The organism is Flavobacterium sp. 2755 (genome assembly GCF_031455715.1).
Classification (GTDB): domain Bacteria; phylum Bacteroidota; class Bacteroidia; order Flavobacteriales; family Flavobacteriaceae; genus Flavobacterium.
Genome location: NZ_JAVDTG010000012.1, coordinates 59,698 through 82,786 on the forward strand (window position 1 = coordinate 59,698; position 23,089 = coordinate 82,786).

The 23,089-nt window shown below is 32.8% G+C and carries 21 protein-coding genes; 17 read left to right on the top strand and 4 right to left on the bottom strand.

The annotated features are described in order from the left end of the window. Positions 1-70 precede the first annotated feature (70 nt). Both J2Y38_RS21945 and J2Y38_RS21950 read left to right on the top strand, forming a co-directional pair. Entirely contained in the window at positions 71-2,344 is a 2,274-nt protein-coding gene (locus J2Y38_RS21945) for a TonB-dependent receptor domain-containing protein (protein WP_309846865.1), read from the top strand. 2 nt (positions 2,345-2,346) lie between these two features. Next, positions 2,347-3,201: a DUF4249 domain-containing protein gene (locus J2Y38_RS21950; protein WP_309846866.1), complete on the top strand. Its 855-nt coding sequence runs from the start codon at positions 2,347-2,349 to the stop codon at positions 3,199-3,201. A 47-nt stretch (positions 3,202-3,248) separates the two neighbouring features. Here J2Y38_RS21950 and J2Y38_RS21955 read toward each other — a convergent pair whose 3' ends face one another. Then, positions 3,249-4,610 (bottom strand): hypothetical protein, encoded by a 1,362-nt coding sequence (locus J2Y38_RS21955; RefSeq protein WP_309846870.1) that lies wholly within the window; start codon positions 4,608-4,610, stop codon positions 3,249-3,251. Positions 4,611-4,830: 220 nt separating this feature from the next. Between J2Y38_RS21955 and J2Y38_RS21960 the strand changes: the two genes are divergently transcribed. The 6 genes from J2Y38_RS21960 (at position 4,831) to J2Y38_RS21985 (ending at position 10,520) form a co-directional block, all read left to right on the top strand. Further along, positions 4,831-5,595, top strand: a complete 765-nt coding sequence (locus tag J2Y38_RS21960; protein ID WP_309846873.1) for an alpha/beta fold hydrolase — start codon at positions 4,831-4,833, stop codon at positions 5,593-5,595. Between the two features lie 54 nt (positions 5,596-5,649). Further along, positions 5,650-6,000, top strand: a complete 351-nt coding sequence (locus tag J2Y38_RS21965) for a phage holin family protein (protein WP_309846876.1) — start codon at positions 5,650-5,652, stop codon at positions 5,998-6,000. Positions 6,001-6,105: 105 nt separating this feature from the next. Then, a complete protein-coding gene (locus J2Y38_RS21970) occupies positions 6,106-7,428 on the top strand; it encodes a trigger factor (RefSeq protein ID WP_309846878.1) in 1,323 nt (440 codons plus the stop codon). A 228-nt stretch (positions 7,429-7,656) separates the two neighbouring features. Then, a complete protein-coding gene (clpP, locus tag J2Y38_RS21975; protein ID WP_053471615.1) occupies positions 7,657-8,331 on the top strand; it encodes an ATP-dependent Clp endopeptidase proteolytic subunit ClpP in 675 nt (224 codons plus the stop codon). A 169-nt stretch (positions 8,332-8,500) separates the two neighbouring features. Next, positions 8,501-9,733 carry an ATP-dependent Clp protease ATP-binding subunit ClpX gene (gene clpX, locus J2Y38_RS21980; RefSeq protein WP_073489066.1) on the top strand — a complete coding sequence of 411 codons (1,233 nt, stop codon included), beginning with the start codon at positions 8,501-8,503 and terminating at the stop codon, positions 9,731-9,733. Between the two features lie 133 nt (positions 9,734-9,866). After that, positions 9,867-10,520 (top strand): murein L,D-transpeptidase catalytic domain-containing protein, encoded by a 654-nt coding sequence (locus J2Y38_RS21985; RefSeq protein WP_309846880.1) that lies wholly within the window; start codon positions 9,867-9,869, stop codon positions 10,518-10,520. Between the two features lie 151 nt (positions 10,521-10,671). Here J2Y38_RS21985 and J2Y38_RS21990 read toward each other — a convergent pair whose 3' ends face one another. Next, complete coding sequence (locus tag J2Y38_RS21990) at positions 10,672-11,637, bottom strand: helix-turn-helix domain-containing protein (RefSeq protein ID WP_309846882.1); 966 nt, start codon at positions 11,635-11,637, stop codon at positions 10,672-10,674. Between the two features lie 143 nt (positions 11,638-11,780). Between J2Y38_RS21990 and J2Y38_RS21995 the strand changes: the two genes are divergently transcribed. From J2Y38_RS21995 to serB, 7 genes are all read left to right on the top strand, one after another. Continuing rightward, the gene (locus J2Y38_RS21995; RefSeq protein ID WP_309846885.1) at positions 11,781-12,191 is read left to right on the top strand and encodes a VOC family protein; all 411 of its coding nucleotides are present in this window, start codon (positions 11,781-11,783) and stop codon (positions 12,189-12,191) included. A 20-nt stretch (positions 12,192-12,211) separates the two neighbouring features. Continuing rightward, the gene (locus tag J2Y38_RS22000) at positions 12,212-12,619 is read left to right on the top strand and encodes an SRPBCC domain-containing protein (protein WP_309846888.1); all 408 of its coding nucleotides are present in this window, start codon (positions 12,212-12,214) and stop codon (positions 12,617-12,619) included. A 24-nt stretch (positions 12,620-12,643) separates the two neighbouring features. Beyond that, the gene (locus J2Y38_RS22005; RefSeq protein ID WP_309846889.1) at positions 12,644-13,048 is read left to right on the top strand and encodes an SRPBCC family protein; all 405 of its coding nucleotides are present in this window, start codon (positions 12,644-12,646) and stop codon (positions 13,046-13,048) included. Between the two features lie 117 nt (positions 13,049-13,165). Beyond that, positions 13,166-13,573 carry a VOC family protein gene (locus J2Y38_RS22010; RefSeq protein ID WP_053471608.1) on the top strand — a complete coding sequence of 136 codons (408 nt, stop codon included), beginning with the start codon at positions 13,166-13,168 and terminating at the stop codon, positions 13,571-13,573. A gap of 2 nt (positions 13,574-13,575) precedes the next feature. Further along, the gene (locus tag J2Y38_RS22015) at positions 13,576-14,019 is read left to right on the top strand and encodes an SRPBCC domain-containing protein (protein ID WP_309846890.1); all 444 of its coding nucleotides are present in this window, start codon (positions 13,576-13,578) and stop codon (positions 14,017-14,019) included. Positions 14,020-14,116: 97 nt separating this feature from the next. Next, entirely contained in the window at positions 14,117-14,554 is a 438-nt protein-coding gene (locus tag J2Y38_RS22020; RefSeq protein WP_053471606.1) for a VOC family protein, read from the top strand. A gap of 158 nt (positions 14,555-14,712) precedes the next feature. Then, the gene (gene serB, locus J2Y38_RS22025) at positions 14,713-15,942 is read left to right on the top strand and encodes a phosphoserine phosphatase SerB (protein WP_309846893.1); all 1,230 of its coding nucleotides are present in this window, start codon (positions 14,713-14,715) and stop codon (positions 15,940-15,942) included. Positions 15,943-16,440: 498 nt separating this feature from the next. Here the strand turns inward: serB and J2Y38_RS22030 are convergent, their stop codons facing one another. Next, entirely contained in the window at positions 16,441-17,949 is a 1,509-nt protein-coding gene (locus tag J2Y38_RS22030; RefSeq protein WP_309846895.1) for a GH3 auxin-responsive promoter family protein, read from the bottom strand. 220 nt (positions 17,950-18,169) lie between these two features. Between J2Y38_RS22030 and J2Y38_RS22035 the strand changes: the two genes are divergently transcribed. After that, a complete protein-coding gene (locus tag J2Y38_RS22035) occupies positions 18,170-18,964 on the top strand; it encodes a DUF2797 domain-containing protein (RefSeq protein WP_309846898.1) in 795 nt (264 codons plus the stop codon). Between the two features lie 332 nt (positions 18,965-19,296). Beyond that, on the top strand, positions 19,297-20,301 hold the full coding sequence (locus J2Y38_RS22040) for a glycosyltransferase family 9 protein (protein WP_309846900.1): 1,005 nt from the start codon (positions 19,297-19,299) through the stop codon (positions 20,299-20,301). Positions 20,302-20,377: 76 nt separating this feature from the next. On the opposite strand, the gene J2Y38_RS22045 is transcribed toward J2Y38_RS22040, so the two are convergent. Then, entirely contained in the window at positions 20,378-22,978 is a 2,601-nt protein-coding gene (locus J2Y38_RS22045; RefSeq protein ID WP_309846903.1) for an AsmA-like C-terminal region-containing protein, read from the bottom strand. Positions 22,979-23,089: the final 111 nt, after the last annotated feature.

Sequence of the window (23,089 nt, forward strand, 5' to 3'; positions counted from 1 at the left end):
ATTAAAACAATTATAACCTGAGTAATTGGGTTATAATTGTTTATTTTCGCACTTTTCTTATTAAAATTAAGTGTCGAAATCTATTATCCTTTTTTTATTATTTTCCTTTTCTAATCTTTTTGCACAGTCAAATGTTAGGATATCAGGAAATGTAAAATCATCCGAAAACCAAAATTTAATTGGTGCCAATATTTCTTTCGAAATAAATAAAAAACAGCTGCATACTATTACAGATACTTTGGGTAATTTTTCAGAAAGTATTCCTTCAGGTAATTTGGTTATAAAAATTAACCATCTAGATTTTACACCAAAAACTATTTATTGCAATCTTCGAAAAGATACCGTGTTTTCCATTGTTTTAGAAAAAGATATTTCGCTTTTAAAAGAAGTAATTATTTCAAATGATAAAAAAAGCGGCATCAAAACTTTATCTGGCGGAAAACTTTCTTTTAATTTAAAAGAATTAAACGCTGTTCCAACACTTTTAGGAGCTACAGATATTATAAAACTTTTGCAATTGACACCCGGAGTTCAAAATTCCGGAGATGCAAATGGTTATTTATACGTTCGCGGTGGTGATCCCGGACATAATGCCATTTTATATAATGAAGCGCCCATTTATGGAATGTCTCATTTACTCGGAATTTTTCCTTTTTACAATGCAGATCATATTAAGGATGTGGAATTTGATAAATCAAGTTCGAATGCAAAATACGGCGGACGATTAAGTTCGACAACAGTTTTAAACACCAATAAAAAATTGCCGTCAGAATTTTCGATTCAGGGAAATGCCGGAATTTTGGCATCGCAAGTAACATTGGCAGTTCCTTTAAATGATAAAACAGGATTTTATATCTCTGGGAGAAAAACTTATATTGATGAAGTTGTAGGCCCAATATTAAAATCTGGTTCAGAAAGTAATGATGTTCAGGATATGAAATATGGTTTTTCTGATGCAAATTTTACTTTTTTATCTCAAATTTCTAAAAAGAACCTATTTTCATTAGATGCTTTTTTTAGCGGAGACGAATTGAAAATAAAAGATGAGAATCTGGCACTGCGAACCAATTTAAAATGGAGCAATTTTACAATTTCGCCATCTTTAACCACAACATTTTCTCCAAAAGTCAGCATGTCTAATTCAGTTTATTTTAGTCATTATTCTAATGATTTAAGTATGGAACAGGCAACAATTCAATTTGGAGTTTCTTCTTTTGTGAAAGATTTTGGTTTTACAAATGCCGTACGATTTTCAATTCATAATATTCCATTTGAATCAGGATTGCAATATGTTTATCACAATTTGCAGCCTCAAAAAGTTAATGTCGAAAACCTGACAACGCTTGATAATTATTCCCAAAGAATAATTAATGCCAATGAAGCAGCAATTTTTGTAAACGCAAAACCTAAGTTATTTGAAAATGTAACGGCCGATTTAGGACTTCGAATTAATTATTATACTTCCGGATCAGACTCGTATTTGCATTTTCAACCGCGCGCTGTGCTGAATTATTATGTCAATGAAAAATATTCATTTTATGCTTCTTATAACAGACAATATCAATATTTGAGTTTGATTACAACTTCAAGCGTTGGCATTCCAACAGATTTTTGGATTGCCAGTTCTGATGGAATAAAGCCGCAATCATCTAATGAATTTGCTGTTGGTTCCAATCAAAATATTACCAGAAATTTGTCTTCATCGTTTGGAGGATTTTATCGTTCGATGAAAAACCTGCTGGAATATCCGTATGGAATAACGCAGTTTAATGAAATTACAACGTTGAAAAATGATTTGTATGTGGGTGAAGGAAAAGCGTACGGATTTGAAATGATGCTCAAAAAAAGCAACGGAAAATTTACTGGCTGGCTGAGTTATACGTTAAGCTGGTCTGATCGAAATTTTGATGAATTGAATAATGGAAAAACATATTTCGCAAAATACGACAGACGTCATAATCTTTCTGTAGTTGGAATGTATGATTTAAATTCTAAATGGAATTTTGGAGTTACCCAAATATTCGGTTCCGGGAATCGATTTACGATGCCAACTTCTTGGTATTTCATAAATAATAACCCGGTTAAAGAATATTCAGGATATAATAATGCACAAATGCCTGATTATATTAGGACTGATCTTTCTGCCAACTATTATTTTATAAAAACGCCGAAGAAAGAAAGTGCTTTAAACTTTTCTATTTACAATGCATTCAATATCTCAAACCCGGTTTATGTTGTTTTAGATGTAGAAGTAAACGAAGATAAAAGCAAAGTTGTGGTAAAACAGGAAAAAAAAGTGTTATACCGAATTCTTCCTTCTGTTAGCTGGAGATTTAAATTTTAAAGATGAAAAAATATATACTATTTCTTTTTGCTTTAGTACTAATAAGTTGTTCAAAAGATGACTTTAGTGAGCAAAAAAGCCTGGAATCAAAAATAGTGGTTGAAGGCTGGATTGAAGAAGGTGATTTTGCCAATGTTTTGCTGTCGAGCAGTATTCCGGTTACAGATGTTATTGATTCTACAAATGTTTTAAATCACGTAATTCGATCTGCAAAAATCACAATTTCTGACGGACAGAATTCAGAAGTTTTAAGGGTTAAGAATGATAAAAACAGAATTCCTCCATTTGTATATTTTGGTTCAACATTAAAAGGAGAAGCAGGAAAAGAATATTCTATTAAAATTGAATACCTAAATCGTGTTGTCGAAGCTGTAACATCAATTCCCAAATCAGTACAGCTTAAAAGTGCAGAATATATAAAGAAGAATCCGATAGATACAACCGGTTATATTTTTGTAAAATTTGATGATCCGCCAGCCGAAAAAAACTATTACCAAATCGCTACAAAAATTGACGGCGAAGAACCTATTTTTGTGCCTTCATTTTATGGCAATTTAGACGATAAAAACTTTAAAAGTTCTTCGGTTTCTGTGCAGATAAACAGAGGGGTTTTGTTGTTTCCTAAAACAAAATTCACACCTTATTTTGCCGATGGAGACGTTATTTATGTAAAACTAAGAACACAAACGAAAGAAGCATTGGATTTCTGGAACAGCTGGCAAAACGAAATCGTAAACAGCAAAAATCCTATTTATCCATCAAACACAAGTTTAAAATCGAATATAAAAGGAGGAATTGGTATTTGGGCAGGATATGGACAAAGTACCATAATAGTCAGAACACCTCCAAAAAAATAAAGCCGATTTGAAATGTTCAAACCGGCTTTAAATTATTTTTTTTAAAACTATTTTTCCTCTTTATTAAAAGCACTAATAAAATCTTCAAATTTAGTTTGGAATGTATCAAATCCTTCAGAAAAGTAAGTACTCATAGATACTTCAGTATTATCATTGAATTTTAAGTAAACTACTTCATCTAGGTATGGTTGAGAAAATGATTCTCCATTGCTCTCATACCAGTTTGCCCAATAGCCATTTTCAGCATCCCAAACCGGTAATTCAAAAACATACGGGTCATCACTTTCTTCTGAATGCTGAACAAGCTCAGCGATTTTAGTTCCATCTTTTTTAGATACTAAAAATAACTTCATGTTTTTGTTGAAATTAGCTGCAGTTCCCTGAGATATTTTTAGTTCATAAGCATTTAATGCAGTATAATAAGCTTTGAAGTTACTATTAGCATTGTTGTATGAAGGTTCAGTTGGGCGAATATTATTTTTGTGCAAAGCTTCTGCATCTGCAGCAGTTGCAGCTAAATCCATATCAGCAACAATGATAAAATTGTCCATTAATTGGAATAAACCATTTGCTTTACCTCTGTATTGAGTAAGTTCTTGATCAGCAAGTAATTTGTCAATTTCAGCGTTACTTCCGGCATTAAAGTTAATTAGAGTTTTTCCATTGTAAGTAAGAGATGCTTTTGAAGTATTTTGTGCTGCTTTAACACCACTCATTTCCCAAGTGTAACCATCGTTCAAAGTCATTTTGTATGCAAAATCAGTAGGAATTTCTTTTCCGTTTGCATATTTTGCAGTTTGTGTAAATACAGCCGCTTGAGCATTATCAATTGTTAAAACTGCATCAGCAGAAGTTGGAAGAAAGAAATAGTCTGTTATTTCATTCCCATCATAATAATTAGTGGCGAATTTTACTTTTATGTCAGATGAAACACTTTTAGATGTAAAAACAGCATTGTTTGCAGTTTGAGATTCTTTGGCAGGAAAAACAAATTTTAACTCTGATGATGAAGCTGTTTTTACCCATTTTTGATTAGCGTTATTCCATGTATAAACAGCATAAACACCAGAAACGTTTAAAACATCTTCAATGTCATTATCATCTTTTCCATCAAAAAGCTCAATTTGATCAACACCTAACAATCTTGATAAATTTTCTAATGCTTCAATAGCTCCAGAACTTTTCGTTTTGTCCAGCTCAGTAAGCATTTGATTAGCTTCGGCCTCTAATTTTAATTTTTGCTCACCAGGAGTTAATTTAGAATAAGGCTGTTTAACAATTGCAGCAATTTGTTCTTCTAATGATAATTCTGTTTCGGGTTTAGTTTCTTCATCATTGCTTTCGTCGCTTGAACATGAAACCATAAGCTGCGAAGCAACTAATGATAATAAAAGGAATTTTTTAATCATAAAGGTGGTATTAATTAATTTGGATTTAAATCAATATTTTTGGTTTTGATTTCGGGGCGCAAGATAGTTTATTTGATTCTATTAATTTTACGGGATCACGTAAAAATGTAAACTTTTTTCTATTAATATCAAGTATAAAAAATATCTCGAAGAACACATTCTGTTACAGATTAATAGATAAGTTTTTTACATTTGTAGTAGAATTTAAAAGAAAAATTTAATGCTTTACTCAAAAATAGAAGGCGAAGGAAAACCATTTATCATCATGCATGGATTTCTTGGAATGTCTGATAATTGGAAAACGCTGGCAGGACAATATGTTGAGGCCGGATTTCAGGTTCATATTTTAGATTTAAGAAACCATGGACGCAGCTTTCATTCAGATGAATGGAGTTATGAAGCAATGGTTCAGGACGTATATGAATATTGTCAGGCAAATAATCTAACAAGAATTGATATTCTGGGACATTCGATGGGCGGGAAAGTGGCTATGCTTTTTGCAACAACACATTCTGATCTTGTAGATAAATTAATTGTGGCCGATATTGGCCCGAAATTTTACAAACAGCATCATCAGGATATTTTGGCAGGTTTAAATGCAGTTGATTTTTCTGTAAAACCAAGCCGAAATGATGTTGAAGCAATCGTTGCACAATATGTTTCTGATTTTGGGACGCGCCAGTTTTTATTGAAAAATTTATATTGGAAAGAACCGGGACAGCTTGCTTTCCGTTTTAATTTGGAAGTTTTTAATAATAATCTCGATGCTATCGGGAAACCTTTGGCAGAAAATTTAGTTTTTAATAATCCAACCTTATTTATTAGAGGAGGAGAATCTGGATATATATTAGATACAGATTTAGACGAAATAAAAAAACAGTTTCCAAATGTTAAGCTAGAAACTATTCCAGGCGCAGGACACTGGCTTCATGCAGAAAATCCAAAAATGTTTTTTGAGCTGACAACCGAGTTTTTGAAAGAGTAATTACTTTTTGATAAAAAAAATATTACTTTTAAATAAATTTTAAATTTAAGAACTATGAAATTAATACTAAGACTTCTTGTCACGGCAGCTTTGGTCTTATTGATCGCGAATTTTTTACCTGGAGTTTATGTTGCCAGTTTTGGGACAGCAGTAATAGTAGCAGTGGTTTTAGGATTATTAAATCTTTTTATAAAACCAATTTTGGTTGTACTAACGCTGCCGGTTACAGTCATTACGCTAGGGTTATTTTTACTGGTTATTAATGCTATAATTATTATATTTTGTACTTATATTGTTGGAGGATTTAAAGTCGAATCATTCTGGACAGCATTATTTTTCAGTATTATTTTGTCAATACTTCAGTCAATTACTTATAAAATACTGGGAGACGATAAATCAAATTAAAAGCACATTAAAACTGCTTCGAATACAATAGATTAAAAACTTGGTTGGGTTGCAAAAATTTTATAATTTTGCAACCCAATTTTATTATGTAAATTAAAGAAGAAGATGGATATTAAAAGAGTAGCAATAGACGCTGTAAACGAGACAATTGTATTGAACGTTGTCCATATGGATTATAAAGGTCAAGTGGCAAAAAGAATCAACGAAAAATTGCCTTTAGCGCAAGTAAAAGGATTTAGAAAAGGACAAGTTCCTAAAGATCTTGTTGAAAAACAATACGGAAAAGGTATTAAACAAGAAGAAATTAAAAAAGTAGTTGATTTGGCTTTAGAGCGTTTTATTCAATCTGAAAGATTAAATCTTTTAGGAACTCCTCTTGCTAAAGAAAACGAAAATATTGACTGGGATGCAGAAGAATTAACTTTTGAATACGAAATTGGTTTAGTGCCAAACTTCGAAATTGATTTAGAAGCTAAAAACAATATCGTAAAATATATCGTTACTGCTGATGATAAATTAATCGACGGACAAGTAGAGCGTATCCAAAAACAATTTGGAAAAGCAATTCCTCAGGATAAAGTAGATTCTGATTCAGATTTAACGGGAACTTTTACAAACGAAGAAAAAGGTATCAGCAATACAACTACGATTTCTGTTTCTACATTCAACAAAAAAGCCGGAGATAAATTCATCGGTAAAAAAGTTGGAGATGTTGTTAAAGTAAGCACAAAAGGTTTATTTGAAGACGATCACCAATTAATGGATTACTTAAAAGTATCTCATGATGATGTTCACGGTTTAGATATCGAAGTAAACTTTACTATCGAAGCAATCAACGGTTCTGAATTGGCAGAATTAAACCAGGAATTATTTGATAAACTTTTTGGTGAAGGAAAAGTAGCTTCTTTAGAAGATTTAAAAGCTAAAATTAAAGAAGATGCTGAAGCTCAATTTGCACAGCAAGCTGACCAAAAATTATTATTAGACGTTCAGGATTTCCTGATCGAAAATACAAAATTTGATTTACCGGCTGAATTCCTTAAAAAATGGTTACAAACTGTTGGAGAGAAAAAACTTTCTGCAGAAGAAGCTGAAGTAGAATACGCAAGATCTGAAAAAGGTTTACGTTTTCAATTGATTGAAGGAAAAGCAATGGCTCAAAGTAATATCCAAATTACATTTGAAGATTTGAAAGCTTTTACAACAAATGCAATCAGACAGCAAATGGCTCAATTTGGACAAACAAATCCAACTGACGAAGAAGTTCAGGGAATCGTGGCTAGAGTTTTATCTAACCAAGAGGAAGTGAAAAGACTTTCTGAGCAAGTTGTAGCAGCTAAATTGTTAGATTTATTTAAAGAGAAAGCAAATCCAACAACTAAAGAAGTTACTTACGAAGAATTTATTGCAGCTTCTTACGGAGAATAATTTCTGAAAAATAATTATATTTGAGCGTCGGCAGTTTTCTGCCGACGCTCTTTTTTTGTTTCAGGTTTATCTTGTTTCAGGTTTCATGTTAGCTGCAGAACTTGAAACTAAATTAACTTGAAACATGAAACAAAACAAAAAGAAGACAAATTGACATTCTTTAGAAATAGGTACAACCTTTGATGGAGAATATATACGTTAAATAAAGTAAACTTAGAACAGATACATATGAACTACGGTAAAGAATTCAAAAAATTTGCTACAAAGCACCAAGGAGTAAACGCTATGTACTATGACAAAATCATAGCTGCGATGAACCCAACGAATATGACACCATATATCATCGAAGAACGTCAGTTGAATATTTCTCAATTAGATGTTTTTTCAAGATTAATGATGGACAGAATTATCTTTTTAGGAACAGGTATCGACGACCAAATCGCTAATATCGTTCAGGCTCAGTTATTATTTTTAGAAAGTGCTGATGCATCAAAAGATATCCAGATTTATTTAAATTCTCCAGGAGGAAGCGTTTACGCAGGATTGGGAATTTATGACACAATGCAATTTATTAAACCAGATGTAGCTACAATTTGTACAGGTATGGCAGCTTCTATGGGAGCAGTTTTATTATGTGCAGGAGCAGCTGGAAAACGTTCGGCTCTGCCACATTCACGTGTAATGATTCACCAGCCATCTGGAGGAGCACAAGGTGTTGCAACAGATATGGAAATTAACTTACGTGAAATGTTGAAATTAAAAGATGAATTATACCACATCATTTCACAGCATTCAGGACAAACTTTTGATAGAGTTCACAAAGACAGTGAGCGTGATTACTGGATGATCGCTGAAGAAGCAAAAGAATACGGAATGATTGATGAAGTATTAAGAAGAAGCTAATTTTTTTAAGCTTCTAAGTTGCTAAGACGCTGAGAATCTAAGTGTTCTTTGTAATTTAAAATCAAAATAAAAATCAAATATTAAGCTGTAAAGGCGTTAAGTTTTAAAGTTTTAGATAAAAAAAGCTTAGAAACTTAGTATCTTTGCAGCTTAGTAACTTAAATAAAGAATGGCAAAAGTAGTATTAGAATGTTCGTTTTGTGGAAGAAAAAAGCCAGAAACTAATTTATTAATTGCTGGTATTAATGCACATATTTGCGATAAGTGTATTGAACAGGCACACGGAATTGTTCTAGAAGAATTAAAATCAAGCGGAAGCGCGAAACTTGTTGGCGACTTAATTTTAAAGAAACCAAAAGAAATAAGAGCTTTCCTGGATCAATACGTTATTGGTCAGGACCAGACAAAAAAAGTAATGTCGGTTGCGGTTTACAATCACTACAAACGTTTAATGCAGCAGCAATTAGATGATGAAGTAGAGATTGAAAAAAGTAACATCATTATGGTGGGGCAAACCGGAACAGGAAAAACATTAGTTGCTAAAACAATCGCAAAAATGTTAGACGTTCCTTTAGCTATTGTTGATGCAACAGTATTAACAGAAGCTGGTTATGTAGGAGAAGATGTTGAAAGTATTTTAACGCGTCTTTTACAAGCTGCCGATTATGATGTAACCAAAGCAGAAAGAGGAATCGTATTTATTGATGAAATTGATAAAATTGCCCGTAAAAGCGATAATCCATCAATAACACGTGACGTTTCTGGTGAAGGTGTACAACAGGCTTTATTGAAACTATTAGAAGGAACAGTTGTAAACGTACCGCCAAAAGGAGGGCGTAAACATCCAGACCAAAAATTTGTTGAGGTAAACACACAAAACATCCTGTTTATTGCAGGAGGAGCTTTTGATGGAGTAGAACGTATTATTTCTAAACGTTTAAACCGTCAGGCAGTTGGATATTCTACTTCTAAAAATGTAGATAATATAGATAAAAATAACCTGCTTCAATATATTATTCCAAAAGACATTAAAGATTTTGGTTTAATTCCGGAGATCATTGGTCGTTTACCGGTATTAACACACATGGATCCTTTAGATAAAGAAACACTTCGTGCTATTTTGACACAGCCTAAAAATGCATTGGTAAAACAATATCAGAAATTATTTTTAATGGATGAAGTTGAATTTACTATTACCGATGAAGCTTTAGATTTTATTGTAGACAAAGCATTAGAATATAAATTAGGAGCACGTGGATTACGTTCGCTTTGTGAAGCAATCCTAACAGATGCAATGTACGAATTGCCAAGTTCTGACGATAAAGTTTTACTAATCGATAAAGATTATGCAGAACATACCTTAAGTAAAAACTTATTGAAGCGAATGGAAATTGCTTCTTAAACCTCTAGATAACTTTGTCAAAGTTCAAAACTTTGACAAAGTTTCACTTTTAAACCTGTTCATTTATTTGAGCAGGTTTTTTTTATACTTTTAAAGTAAGATTTCCGTTTCGGATTTTGTGTAAATTGTAAGCATGAAAAATATGATTTTTGTAATTGGTTTAGCTTTGATTTTATCTTGTAATCAAAAAGATAAAAAAGAAATGTTGGTTTCTGAAAAAGAAAACAAAATAGAAGTAATTGAAAAAGAGAAACCTCGCGTTGAAGTTGATTACAGTAAATTTTATAAAGAAGCAAAACAATACTGTCTTCAAAATAACCTGAATAAAGATAAATTTATTCTAATCGATCTGGGATTGCATTCTGGTTTAAAGAGATTTTTTATTTACGATTTCAAGAAAAATCTAGTTGTAAAATCATCTATGGTAAGTCACGGCTGCGGCGACAATAGATGGGGCGCGACAGTAACTAAAGAAAAACCGCAGATTAGCAATGAATTTGATTCGCATTGTTCCTCACTGGGTAAATATGTCATTTTAGACCGAGGTGTAAGTCAATGGGGAATTAAAGTCAATTATATTTTGCAGGGAAAAGACAAAACCAATTCAAATGCAAGAAACCGTGCGATAGTTTTACATTCCTGGGAAGCAGTTCCGGAAAACGAAGTTTATCCCGAAGGAACGCCGGAAGGCTGGGGCTGTCCAGCGGTTTCAAATGAAAGCATGAAAGAAATAGACGAATTATTAAAAACAAATAAAAAAGTCCTGATGTGGATTATTAAATCGTAAGTCTTCAAAAGATTTTTTTTCTAATGAAAATTAAATGTCTTAAATAGCCCTGATCGAAACGGCATCCTTTTGCTGTGGGGTTCACAGCAAAAGATATAGTGTAGAGCAGGACTAAAGGTTGTTTTGAAAAACGAAATTTCTGCTTCTAAAACTACTGAACCCTAAACTTCTCCCGATATTCAATAGGTTTCATGCCCACCATTTTATAAAAAACTTTTCTAAAAGCTTTTGGATCGTTATATCCTGTTTTTTCGATGATTTCTGAAATTGAAAGCTGCGTTTGTTCCAAATATTTCTTTGAACTCTCAACCCTTATATTCTGTAAATATTCAATGGGCGGAATTCCCGTAACTTGTTTAAAACGGCGTGTCATGTTTCTGGCACTCGTTGGAATATCTTTGGTTATTTCTTCCAGTTTTTCGATGCTGTGATATTGACTTTCAATTTTTTGCTGCAGCATCGCAACCAAAGTATCATTGTGCAAATGATTCGGTCTAAATGTGCTGAAATAGCTTTGTTTGTATCGGTTTAAATCAATAGAGAAAATCTTAGCAATTTGAACTGCAATTTCATTGCCGCAATATTTCTGAACCAAAAGAATCAATAAATGAAATGTTGAGGTAGATCCGCCACTGGTATATAAACTTCCATCCGCAGTTAAAGTTTCTTCAGGTTTTAATTTCACCATCGGGAAAGCCTTTGTAAAAGCGCTGCAAGCATCGACATGAGTGGTAGCCAGTTTTTCATTTAATAATCCCGAAGCAGCAAACAAAAATGCTCCTGTACAAAAACTAGCCAATTCAGCTCCTGCCTGATGTTGTTTCTGTAACCACGGAATAAATTTTTTATTCTTCGCAATCATTTCACTCATATTATCTGTAGTAAAAGCCGGAATCAAAATAAGTTCTAAAAGTGTATCAGAATCCTCAATAGAATTAATTTCATATCCAAACAAACGCTCCTGATGGATTTGTTCTGCCAATTGAAAAACCATAATTTCAAATGGTTTGTCAGTTACAGGACTTAATTTATTTGCAGTTTCAAAAACTTCTAAAATTGCGGCTATACTTAATAATTTATAGTCGTGAGGAACAATTAAACCTACTTTCTTACTCATGATTTTGTGGTTTTTTGGAGGATTGGCTTTACAACAAAAGTAATAAAAATGTCTTAAATGCCCCTAAAGTTGACTTTTAATGTATCATAAAGGCCATTCTAAAATTCTAAATTTGTTTTAAATAAATTGTAACTTTATATATTATGGAAACGAAAATGTATTTAAATCTAGCTGTAAAAGAGCTAGATAAAGCGATAAAATTTTTTAATGATTTAGGTTTTTCTACGAATCCGAAATTTACAAATGAAAAAGGAGCCTGTATAATTATTGGTGAGAATATTAATTTAATGATTTTGGCAGAAGAGTTTTATCAAACTTTTACAGATAAGAAAATCTGCGATTCTCATACAACCAGCGAAGCCCTTATTTCTATTTCTTTAGAATCAAGAAAGGAAGTTGATGAAATGATTGAGAAAGCAGTTAAGGCGGGTGGAACGGATTATAAAAAAGAAAGCGATTATGGATGGATGTACCAGAGAACTTTTCTTGACTTAGATGGACATCATTGGGAAGTTTTTTATATGGATGAAAGTCAGATTCCGGATCAGATGTAATTAATTTAAAATTTGGCTAAATGCTAGCAGTTCAAAATACAATTAATGCATCTATAGATAAAGTCTGGGATTTCTGGATTTCTCCAAAACATATTCAAAATTGGAATTATGCTTTTGATGATTGGCATACGCCTTATGCAGAAAATGATATACAGGTAAATGGTAAATTTAAATATGAAATGGCTGCTAAAGATAAAAGCGCAGGTTTTGATTTTGAAGGGAAATATACCAAAATAGAAAAATTTCGATTAATAGAATATAAACTTTTGGATAACAGAACCGGTAGTATTCATTTTGAAGAACAAGGCGATAAGGTAAAAATCACAGAAGTATTTGAGCCAAACAAGGAAGATTCTGAAAGTATGCAGAAACAATGGTGTCAGAACGTAATTGACAATTTTAAAAAATATGTTGAAAGTGTTGAATAAGTATAATTTTTAAATATATAAATAATGATAACAGTACAGAATACAATTAACGCATCAATAAACAAAGTTTGGGATTTTTGGACACTACCGGAACATATTACAAAATGGAGTTTTGCTTCTCCGGACTGGCATACACCTTATGCTGAAAATGATGTAAAGCAAGGCGGAAAATTCAAATCAACAATGGCCGCAAAAGACGGTAGCATGAGCTTTGATTTTGAAGGTGAATATACTTTCGTAGAACCAAACAAAGCGATAAAATACGTTATGGCCGACGGAAGAAAAGTTGAAATTACCTTCAAAGAAACTTTAGACGGAGTAGAAATAACAGAAAGTTTCGACCCGGAAACTCAAAATCCGGAAGAAATGCAGCGCGGAGGCTGGCAGGCAATTTTGGACAACTTTAAAAATTATGTAGAGAATAATTGATTCTTGATTAGGTACAAAGGTTCAAAGCAACATAGGTTCAAAGTAAAAAAATCTTAGCATCTCAGAAACTCAGAACCTTAGCAACTTTAAAAAAAAGTTTAACGAAAATATCAAAGAATGACGAAACAAATATGGTTAAATCTGCCTGTGAAAAGCGTGGCAAAAGCAAAAGATTTTTTCTGGAAAATAGGCTTCTCTTTTAATGAGCAGCACGATACGCCAAGTTCTACATGCATGGTTGTGGGTGAATCACATTTTGTAGTAATGCTGTTTGAAGAATCACTTTTTGAAGGTTTTTCGCAAAACAAAATTACCGACACAAAAGCAAGCTCTGAAATTTTAATTTCGATTGATGCCGAAAGTAAAGAAGAAGTTGATGAACTGGCTCAAAAAGTTCAGGATGCGGGAGGGACTATTTTTTCTTCTCCAGCAGAAAGTCAGGGATGGATGTACGGCTTTGGTTTTGCCGATATAGACGGACATCGCTGGAATGTTTTATTTATGGATTTTACTAAACTATCTTAATTATGGAAACGCTAGAATTTAAAATAAGAATTAAAGCCCCGGCTCAAAAAGTTTGGGATGTTTTATGGAATGATGAAACCTATAGAAAATGGACAAGTGTTTTTTGCGAAGGATCTCATACCATAAGTACTTGGAACGAAGGAGATAAAATACATTTTATGACACCAAGCGGAGAAGGAATGTATAGTATAATTGAAACAAAAACTCCAAACGAATATATGGCTTTTAAGCATATAGGTGAAATAAAAGATTTTAAAGAACAGCCTCTCGATGAAGAAACAAAAAAATGGAGCGGCGCAATGGAAACCTACCGATTAATTGAAGATGGTGAATTTACAGATTTGATTGCTCGTAATGATTCGGTTGAAAAATATGTCGATTATTTTAAAGATGTTTTTCCTAGAGGTTTGGAAGTCGTAAAAGAACTTTCAGAAGAGGGAAAATAGAAGAAAAGATGATGAAAAAAAGAACATAGAAACAAACAAAAAACAAAGAGAAGACATTAACAATTTATAATTTATAACTCACAATTAAAAAAATATCATGGCAACTGTAAATCCTTATTTATTATTTAATGGAAATTGCGAAGAAGCATTTCTATTTTACAAATCCGTTTTTGGCGGAGAATTTCCTTATATCGGAAAATTTAAAGAAATGCCAAAAGAAGAAGGCTGCGATGAAGTTTCAGCTGAAGATGCAGAAAGAATTATGCACGTTTCCCTGCCAATTGGAAATACAATTTTAATGGGAAGTGACAGTTCTACAAGATTTGGTGATCTGCCTTTTGGTGAAAATTTTTCAGTTTCAATTAACACAGAAAGCACAGAAGAAGCAGACCGAATTTTTAACGGACTTTCGGCTGGGGGTAAAATCGAAATGCCTTTAAATAAAACATTTTGGGGCGCTTATTTCGGAATGTTCAAAGATAAATTCGGTATAAACTGGATGGTAAACTTTGACGAAAATATGCAAAACAAATAATTAAAAAGTTACGTTATTCTAATAGCGGAGCATAATTGTTAAATTACTCAGGAAAGCGCATGAATATGCGCTTTTTCTTTGCAAAAAAAACAATGATTATTCTTTTTTATCACCAAGAGATTGCCGATTTTTGTCGCTCGTTAAATAATAAAGATAAAATGGCAATAGAAGATAAAGAGATTATTTTATTAAAAGTTTCAGGACACGATAAAATAGGGGTGACAGCAGGTTTAACAGCTGTATTGGCGGCATACGATGCTAATATTTTAGATATTGGCCAAGCCGACATTCATGATACATTATCTTTAGGTATTTTATTCGAAATCGAAGCGGGTTCATCTTCAGGACCAGTTTTAAAAGATTTGCTGTTTAAAGCTTATGAATTAGAAATTAAAGTTAAGTTTATTCCAATCTCTATCGAAGATTATGAGAAATGGGTAAAATCACAATCTAAACAGCGATACATCATCAATATTTTAGGCGAAAAACTAGCAGCTTCTCAATTAGCGGCGGTTACTAAAATAATGTCAGATCAAAATTTAAATATCGATTCTATTATACGTTTAACGGGAAGAACTTCAATTGTAGAAAAAGAAGAATATCCGCGTTCTTGTATTCAGTTATCTGTAACAGGCGAAATTGTAAATAAAATTGTCATGACAGCAAGTTTTATGGAAATTTCAAGAACCTTAAACGTTGACATTTCTTTCCAGGAAGATAACATTTACAGAAGAAACCGTCGTTTGGTTTGTTTCGATATGGACTCTACTTTAATCCAAACCGAAGTTATCGACGAATTGGCAGAACTAAACGGAGTAGGACCGCAGGTAAGAGCCATTACAGAATCGGCGATGAATGGTGAAATTGATTTCAACGAAAGTTTCAAACAGCGTATGGCTTTGTTGGAAGGTTTGAGCGAAGACGTTTTGCAAAATGTTGCCAAAAATTTACCAATTACACAAGGAGCACATCGTTTAATGAAAGCTTTAAAATATTACGGATATAAAACCGCAATTCTTTCAGGAGGATTTACCTATTTTGGAGATTATCTTCAAAAAGAACTCGGAATCGATTATGTTCACGCCAATCAACTGGAAATTAAAGACGGTAAACTAACCGGAAAATACCTTGGAGATATCGTAGACGGACAAAAGAAAGCCGAATACCTAAAAGCGATTGCCGAAAAAGAGGGAATTCATATTAACCAAACTATTGCAGTTGGCGATGGTGCAAACGATTTACCAATGCTAAACTTAGCTGGTTTAGGAATCGCTTTCCACGCAAAACCAAAAGTAAAAGAAAGTGCTTCAACCTCAATTTCAAGTTTAGGACTTGATGGTGTTTTATACTTGTTAGGATATCACGACAGATATATCGATATGATGTAATACTATTGTCACCCTGAGCGAAGTCGAAGGGCTTTCATATCGAAAAGGGCTTCGACTTCGCTCAGCCTGACAATCGAAATAAAAATAAAAAAACCTTAGATATTCAATAAAGACTAAGGTTTTTTTATGGGCATGTCCCTCCGGGTCGGGCTATACGTTACAATCTTTTGTGCCGAACCCCGGCACAAAAGGATTTCCACTTCTATCCCTCATGCGACTCAGTGGAATTAACGTTTTTAAGAGAGAATAAATTAAAAATAAATTAAGATCAATTGCCTCCAGCTTTAGCTGGAGGAATAAGAATTGATAAAGATTAAGGCTTTAGCCAAATATATTTAGCAACGTAGAATTCGGCTAAAGCCTGGCTTTGGTATAAATTATAAACCCCTAGCTTTAGCTAGGGGCTATTGAAAATTTGTAGAATCTATATAGAAATTCGTGCCAATCCGTGTTTTTACAAAATGAATCCGCGTCATCTGTGTGCCAATTTTTTAAAATTTACATCTCCTTCAGCTGCTCCAAATAATCCCTCTGATTCGAAAGCCTCGGAATCTTATGCTGCCCACCAAGTTTATCTCTTTCCTTCAACCAATCATAAAATAAATTTTCGCGTGCTACATTAATCACCAAAGGATTTAAAGTCATATTGTTGTAGCGTTTCGCTTCGTAATCAGAATTTAAAGTCTGAAGGGTTTCGTCCAGAACTTTTTGGAAAAGACCAACATCAGCAGGTTTTTGTTTGAATTCAATCATCCATTCGTGCGCACCTTTTTCTTTATCCTGCATAAAAATAGGAGCAACGGTATAATCGATAACTTCGGTTTGAGTGATTTGGCATGCTTTTGCAATGGCCTGATCTGTGTTTTCAACCATTAATTCTTCCCCAAAAACATTAATATGATGTTTGGTTCTTCCCGTAACTCTAATTCTATACGGATTTAACGAAGTAAAACGAACCGTATCACCAATTAAATAACGCCATAAGCCAGAATTTGTGGTAATTACAATTGCGTAGTTTTTATTCAATTCAACATCAGCCAAACGAATCACTTTTTGATCTGTCGCACCAAAAGTTTCCATTGGAATAAATTCATAGAAAATTCCGTAATCCAGCATCAGCAATAAATCACTTGAATTATTTAAATCCTGAATCGCAAAAAAACCTTCAGATGCATTATAGATTTCGTAGTATTTAAAATCTTTACTTGGTAAAATTTTCTTGTATTGTTCTTTATAAGGGGAAAAACTCACGCCGCCGTGAAAATAAACTTCAAGGTTTGGCCAAAGTTCTAATAAACTTTGTTTGCCCGTATTTTCCAGAACTTTATTCATTAAAACCAGCATCCACGAAGGAACTCCGGCAAAACTCGTTACATTTTCATTTTTGGTTTCATTAATAATCGCAGCAATTTTAGTTTCCCATTCGCTCATTAACGAAGTTTTACTGCTTGGTGTACTGCTGAACTCGGCCCAAATAGGCATATTTTCAATTAAAATTGCCGATAAATCACCAAAAAAAGTATTGTTGTTTTCGTAAATCTGAGAACTTCCGCCCAAGCGCAAACTCTTTCCCAAAAACAATTCAGAATCCTCATTATTATTCAAATACAAACAAAGTAAATCCTTGCTTCCTTTATAATGACAATCTTCCAGCGCTTCGTTACTTACCGGGATAAATTTACTTTTGGCATTTGTAGTACCGCTCGATTTCGCAAACCATTTAATAGGCGATTCCCAAAAAACGCCCTGCTCACCCTGACGTGTACGCTCAATTAAAGGCTGTAATTCTTCATAACTAGCAATCGGAACTCTTTCTGTAAAAGTCTGATAAGAGTTTATCGATTCAAAATCATATTTTTTTCCAATAACTGTATTTTCAGCTGCCAATAATAAATTATGCAAAAGTTCTTCCTGAACTTCATTTGGGTATTTTAAAAAAAGTTCGATTTGATGTATCCTTTGTTTGAGGACCCAGGAAGCGAATGAATTTATTATTGATAGAGGCATGAGTGGTTTTTAGGTTTTAGATTGCCGATTTTAAATTTAGGTTTTGCGATTCATGTAAATCGGAACTTAAAATTTGAATATCAAGCAACAAATAGTAACTTTGTCATTGTATCAAAAATAGTGTTTTTTGTAATAAAAACCACTACTTGTAAACTAAAGATTAACTCAAAAAATAAGAGCAGTCTAAAATTTAATATCTAAAATCTACAATAAAATACTAATGACATATCAAGGCGTACTTACAAAAATGCAAACTGAATTTGGTAACCCAATTCAATATTATTTAGTTTTCGAAGATAGTTTCTTGAATGTGAATCAATTATTAGATAAAGAAATTGAAATTAGTTTTGCAGGTTTTCAATGTTTAAATTGTCAAAAAAAGAAAAAGATTTTTAGACAAGGTTTTTGTTATGACTGTTTCTACTCCAGTCCGGCTGTAGGCGACTGGATTATGAGACCTGAATTAAGTACTGCACATTTAGGAATTGCAGACCGTGATTTAGAATACGAACAAAAAGCACAATTACAGCCGCATGTTGTTTACTTAGCTTTATCGAGCGAAATAAAAGTAGGGGTAACACGTAAAAGCCAGGTTCCAACACGCTGGATTGATCAGGGAGCAACGCAGGCTATTGCAATTGTTGAGGTTCCTAACCGTTATTTGGCAGGAATTACCGAGGTAGCGTTAAAAGATCATTATGCAGATAAAACAAACTGGAGGAAAATGCTTCAATGTAGTGCAGAAGGATGTGACTTGATTTTTGAAAAATCAAAAGTGGAGAATTTAATTCCGGCAGAAGTTAAGGAATACTTTTACAGCCAAAAAAATGATTTATACGAATTAAATTATCCGGTTTTAAATTATCCGGCAAAAGTGGCAAGTTTGAATTTAGATAAAACCCCAACTTTTCAGGGAAAATTGGTAGGAATCAAAGGCCAGTATTTAATTTTTGAAAATGGGACCGTTTTTAACATCCGTGGTTCAGAAGGTTATGTTGTAAATATCAACGTCTAGTATTTTCTATTCTTTGTCGATTCTTAACGACTGATGGTCTATTCTTTGTCATTTGTTTTGTTAATTGTTGTAAATTTATTTCATTGGAAGGTTCAAAAATGGGAATAATTATAGATTTTATTACAATTTTGTAATAATTGCTTATTATTAGAATTTATTTTTGAGCAAAAAAAGAGGCTAAATTTGGAAACATTTAAAAAGTGTGTTTTAAACAATTTATGCTTCATTTTTTAGCTAAAATGTTTTTTGCTGTTTCCAAAAATAATCTCGAAATAAATACCACAATGAGTAGCTTAAAAAAAGTTAGCATTAACAAAGTCAGGCGTAACCTAATGCGCATATTAACCAAAAATATTGGTAATGCAAACATTAGTAAAAACGGCACGATTGATAAAAGCAAAATTAAAAAAGTATTGATCTGCAGACCTAACGGCAGGCTGGGAAATATGCTTTTAGTTACGCCGCTTATACAGGAAGTTTCTGCAATATTTCCGGGATGTAAAATCGATTTGTTTGTAAAAGGAACTCTGGCTCCCATTGTTTTTGAAAAGTATGATAATGTCGATAAAATAATTGATCTCCCTAAAAAACCTTTCAAAGACTTAGTCAAATATTTTAAAGTCTGGACTTTAATAAAAAAACAGAATTACGATCTTGTAATTAATGTTGATCGAAATTCTTCTTCGGGCAGGTTAGCCGTTCAATTCTCAAATGCTAAATATAAATTTTTTGGAGACCTTCCAGAAAATGTGCAGTCCAATTATGATGACCATGAGCATATAGCAAAATATCCGGTTTATAATTTAAGATATTTTTTAAGCCAGTTTGGCATAGAAGATAAAAAAGAACCAGTTCCGCTTCTTGATTTAAAATTAACCCAGGAAGAAATTGCAAAAGGAAAAGAAACTCTCAACAATATTGTTGATCAACAGAAAAGAACAATTGCAATTTTTACGTTTGCAACAGGAGAAAAATGTTATTGCGTTTCGTGGTGGGAAGAGTTTTATGCTGCTTTAAAAAAGGAATATCCGGATTATAATATTTTTGAAGTTTTGCCGGTCGAAAATGTATCACAAATTAATTTTCAGGCGCCTTCATTCTACAGTAAGGATATTCGCGAAATAGGTTCAGTATTAGCAAATGTAGATGTTTTTATTGGCGCAGACAGCGGAATTATGCATTTGTCAAGTGCATCAAAAGCGCCAACTGTAGGTTTGTTTTCAATTTCAATTCTAAAAAAATATCAGCCATACGGAAATGACAGCGTGGGAATTGATACTAACCAATTAACGATTCCGGATTATATTAATGCCATAAATAAGATATTGAATAAATAAATTCAAATCAGATTGCTATAAAAAGAAACTGCTCCCGAAATTACTTTCGGGAGCAGTTTTTTATTTTTAGTACAGCTTATTTTTTCTTTTTGAAAAGCCCGTTGATTAAGTCCGTTGCTTTTTTAGTAGTTTCCTGAGTTTTTTGTTCTTTCTCAGTTTTTGCTGCCTGTGTTGTATCTTTTGCTTTTGTGTTTTTATTAAGTAAATCCGTCAAAGCAGAAGCGCCTTTTTGAGTCAGTTTTTCTTTTTGCTGATTCGCCACTTGCGATGCTAAACTAGTAACAGCACTTTTCATATCTGTAGTAACTTTTGGATTTGAAAAGTTTCCTCCAATAACAGCATTGATTGGAATGTTTTCCAGTTTCGCAGCATCTGCCGGAGACAATTTAGAAAGAAAAGCATTTGCTTCGCTTCCTAAATATTTAGCAGGAACATCAAATTTCAGGTTATAATTCATCGTTTGATCAAAACCGTGCGTTCCGCCAACCGTTACTTTAATATCCTGATATTTAATATCGAAAGGTTTTACGTTTACTTTTCCGTTTTCAAAAGTCAAGGCAGCTTTAATATCATTCAAATTCACTTTATTCATATCAAGGAATTTAATGTTTGAAGTTAAAGAATTTAATACCGTTGAATTTTTAGCATTTATCGTTGTAGAAAGTAACTGCCCAATTAAATCTCCAGAAATAGATTTTAAATCAGGAGTTAATTCCTTATCGTCTAAATTTCCGTTTAATTTAATAGTCGAATTCAATTTACCATTGATAATTCCGGCAATTGGCGCGATTTTTTTCATCATGTCTAACTGCGTAAAAGTCTGTGCAATATCAACCTGATTGAAACCTAAATTCATATCAAACGTTGGCACTTTTGCTTTTGTCGAAACTGATCCAGTCAAACCAATAGTTCCGCCAAAAATTGAAGTTTTAAAGTTCTCTAAAAGTGCTTTTTCATCTTTAATAATCAATTTTCCAGAAACATCTTTCAGTTTTAAATTGTCATATAAAACAGTTGTAGCTTTTGCATTTAAAGTACAGTTCAGGAAAGCTGGAATTTTCATTGCCTCAGCTGGTTTTGCCGGGGTTTTTTCCTCTGTTTTTGCAGGTTCTCCAGAAGTCATGAAATCATCAACAGCTAATTGATTTGAACTCATGTTGAAGTTTCCTTTAAGCTCTTGTTTCTTAAACATAAAACCGTAGAAATTTTCTAAAACACCGTTTATCGCGATATCACTTTTTCCGGTTGTAGCATTAAATTGTTTCAGGTTAATAGTGCTTGGGTTAAATTCAACCAAAGCCGTGCTGATATTCATTGATTTATTGTTTTCATCAGTATATTTAAATCCTGATAAACTCATAGTTCCGGCATTCTTAATGTTTTGATATTGGCTTTTCTCTACAGATGCCATATCAAAATTTGTAGTAACATCAGCTTTTAAAATACCTGCCAAAGGTTTGTCCATTTTAATTGGATACGCTTTTGAAAGATTCGCTAAATTAATAGTTCCTTTTAAAGCCGCATTCACAAGCGGATTAACAGTAATGTTTCTAACATTTGCTTTAGCGCTAAAAACATCCTGATCGATTCTGAAAGACAGTTTATCTAAATTTACATAAGTATCATTTAGAATTCCGGTTTCGTTGATAATTTTAGTATCAATTACAATATTCTGAACTGATTTTGGTAAGTTCGGATATTGAAACGAAGCATTGTTTGATGCAATAGCAATGTTAAATGCAGGAACTGTTGTGTCTGTTAATTTTCCTTTTGCAAAACCAACAACAGTAAAATCTCCGGTTGTTTTTACACCATCAAGACTTGATGCATAAGCAGAAGGAATTAATCCTAAGAAATTGGTAAACGACGAAGTTGGCGTTTTAAATTTCAAGTCATAAATCTGACCTTCTTTAACCATTTGGATAAATCCGTCAAATTCTAACGGCAATTGGTTAATTAAAGCTTTGTTTTCTTTAAAAGTATATTTACTTTGCTCTAAATCAATTCCTAAAATAGCGTCTAAAGTCAGTTTTATATTTTTCATATAATTAACTTTATCCATATCTAAAGATACGTTTGCTGTAGTTTTTGTATTTAAATCTAATTTTGAATTGGTAAAATCCCCAGTTCCTTCGTGATTTAAACTATCAATAACCATTTTAATTTTTGAACCCTGATCAATATATCTAAAGGTAAAGTTCTCGATTTTATAGTTTTGAATTTTTAAAGAAAGCGGACTGCTTTTTTCATCTGTTTTCTCTTCTTTTTTATCTTTTAAAGCAATATCAAAGTTTCCAACACCGTCTTTATTGAAGATAATGTTGATTAAACCGTTTTCAGATGTAATTCCCTGAATGTTTAAAGGTTCGTCTTTTCCTTTAAAAAGTTCTTTAATACTCATTTTAAGATTTAATTCTCCTAATGATACCAAAGTATCTCCTTCAAAAGGCGCTTTGTTGATAATAACCAATTTCTCGATTCCTACCGCAGCATTCGGGAAATTCTTAAACAAGCTTAAATCAGCATCGGCAAAGCTGACTTTTGCATCAACACTTTCGTTGATTGCTTCGGCAATTTTAGCCTTGATTTGGTCTTTAAAGAAATACGGAATGGCAAATAGAGCGGCCACAAAAACCACTAGAACAATGGCAGTTACTTTTAAAATTTTCTTTAACATATTTATAGATTTGAGGTTTATTTTTTGAGAATTAACTCTTGCAAAAATAGTTTTTTTATTGAAGTACCACGATAAAATTTTCTTAATAATGTAAGAAAATTATGTTAGTAT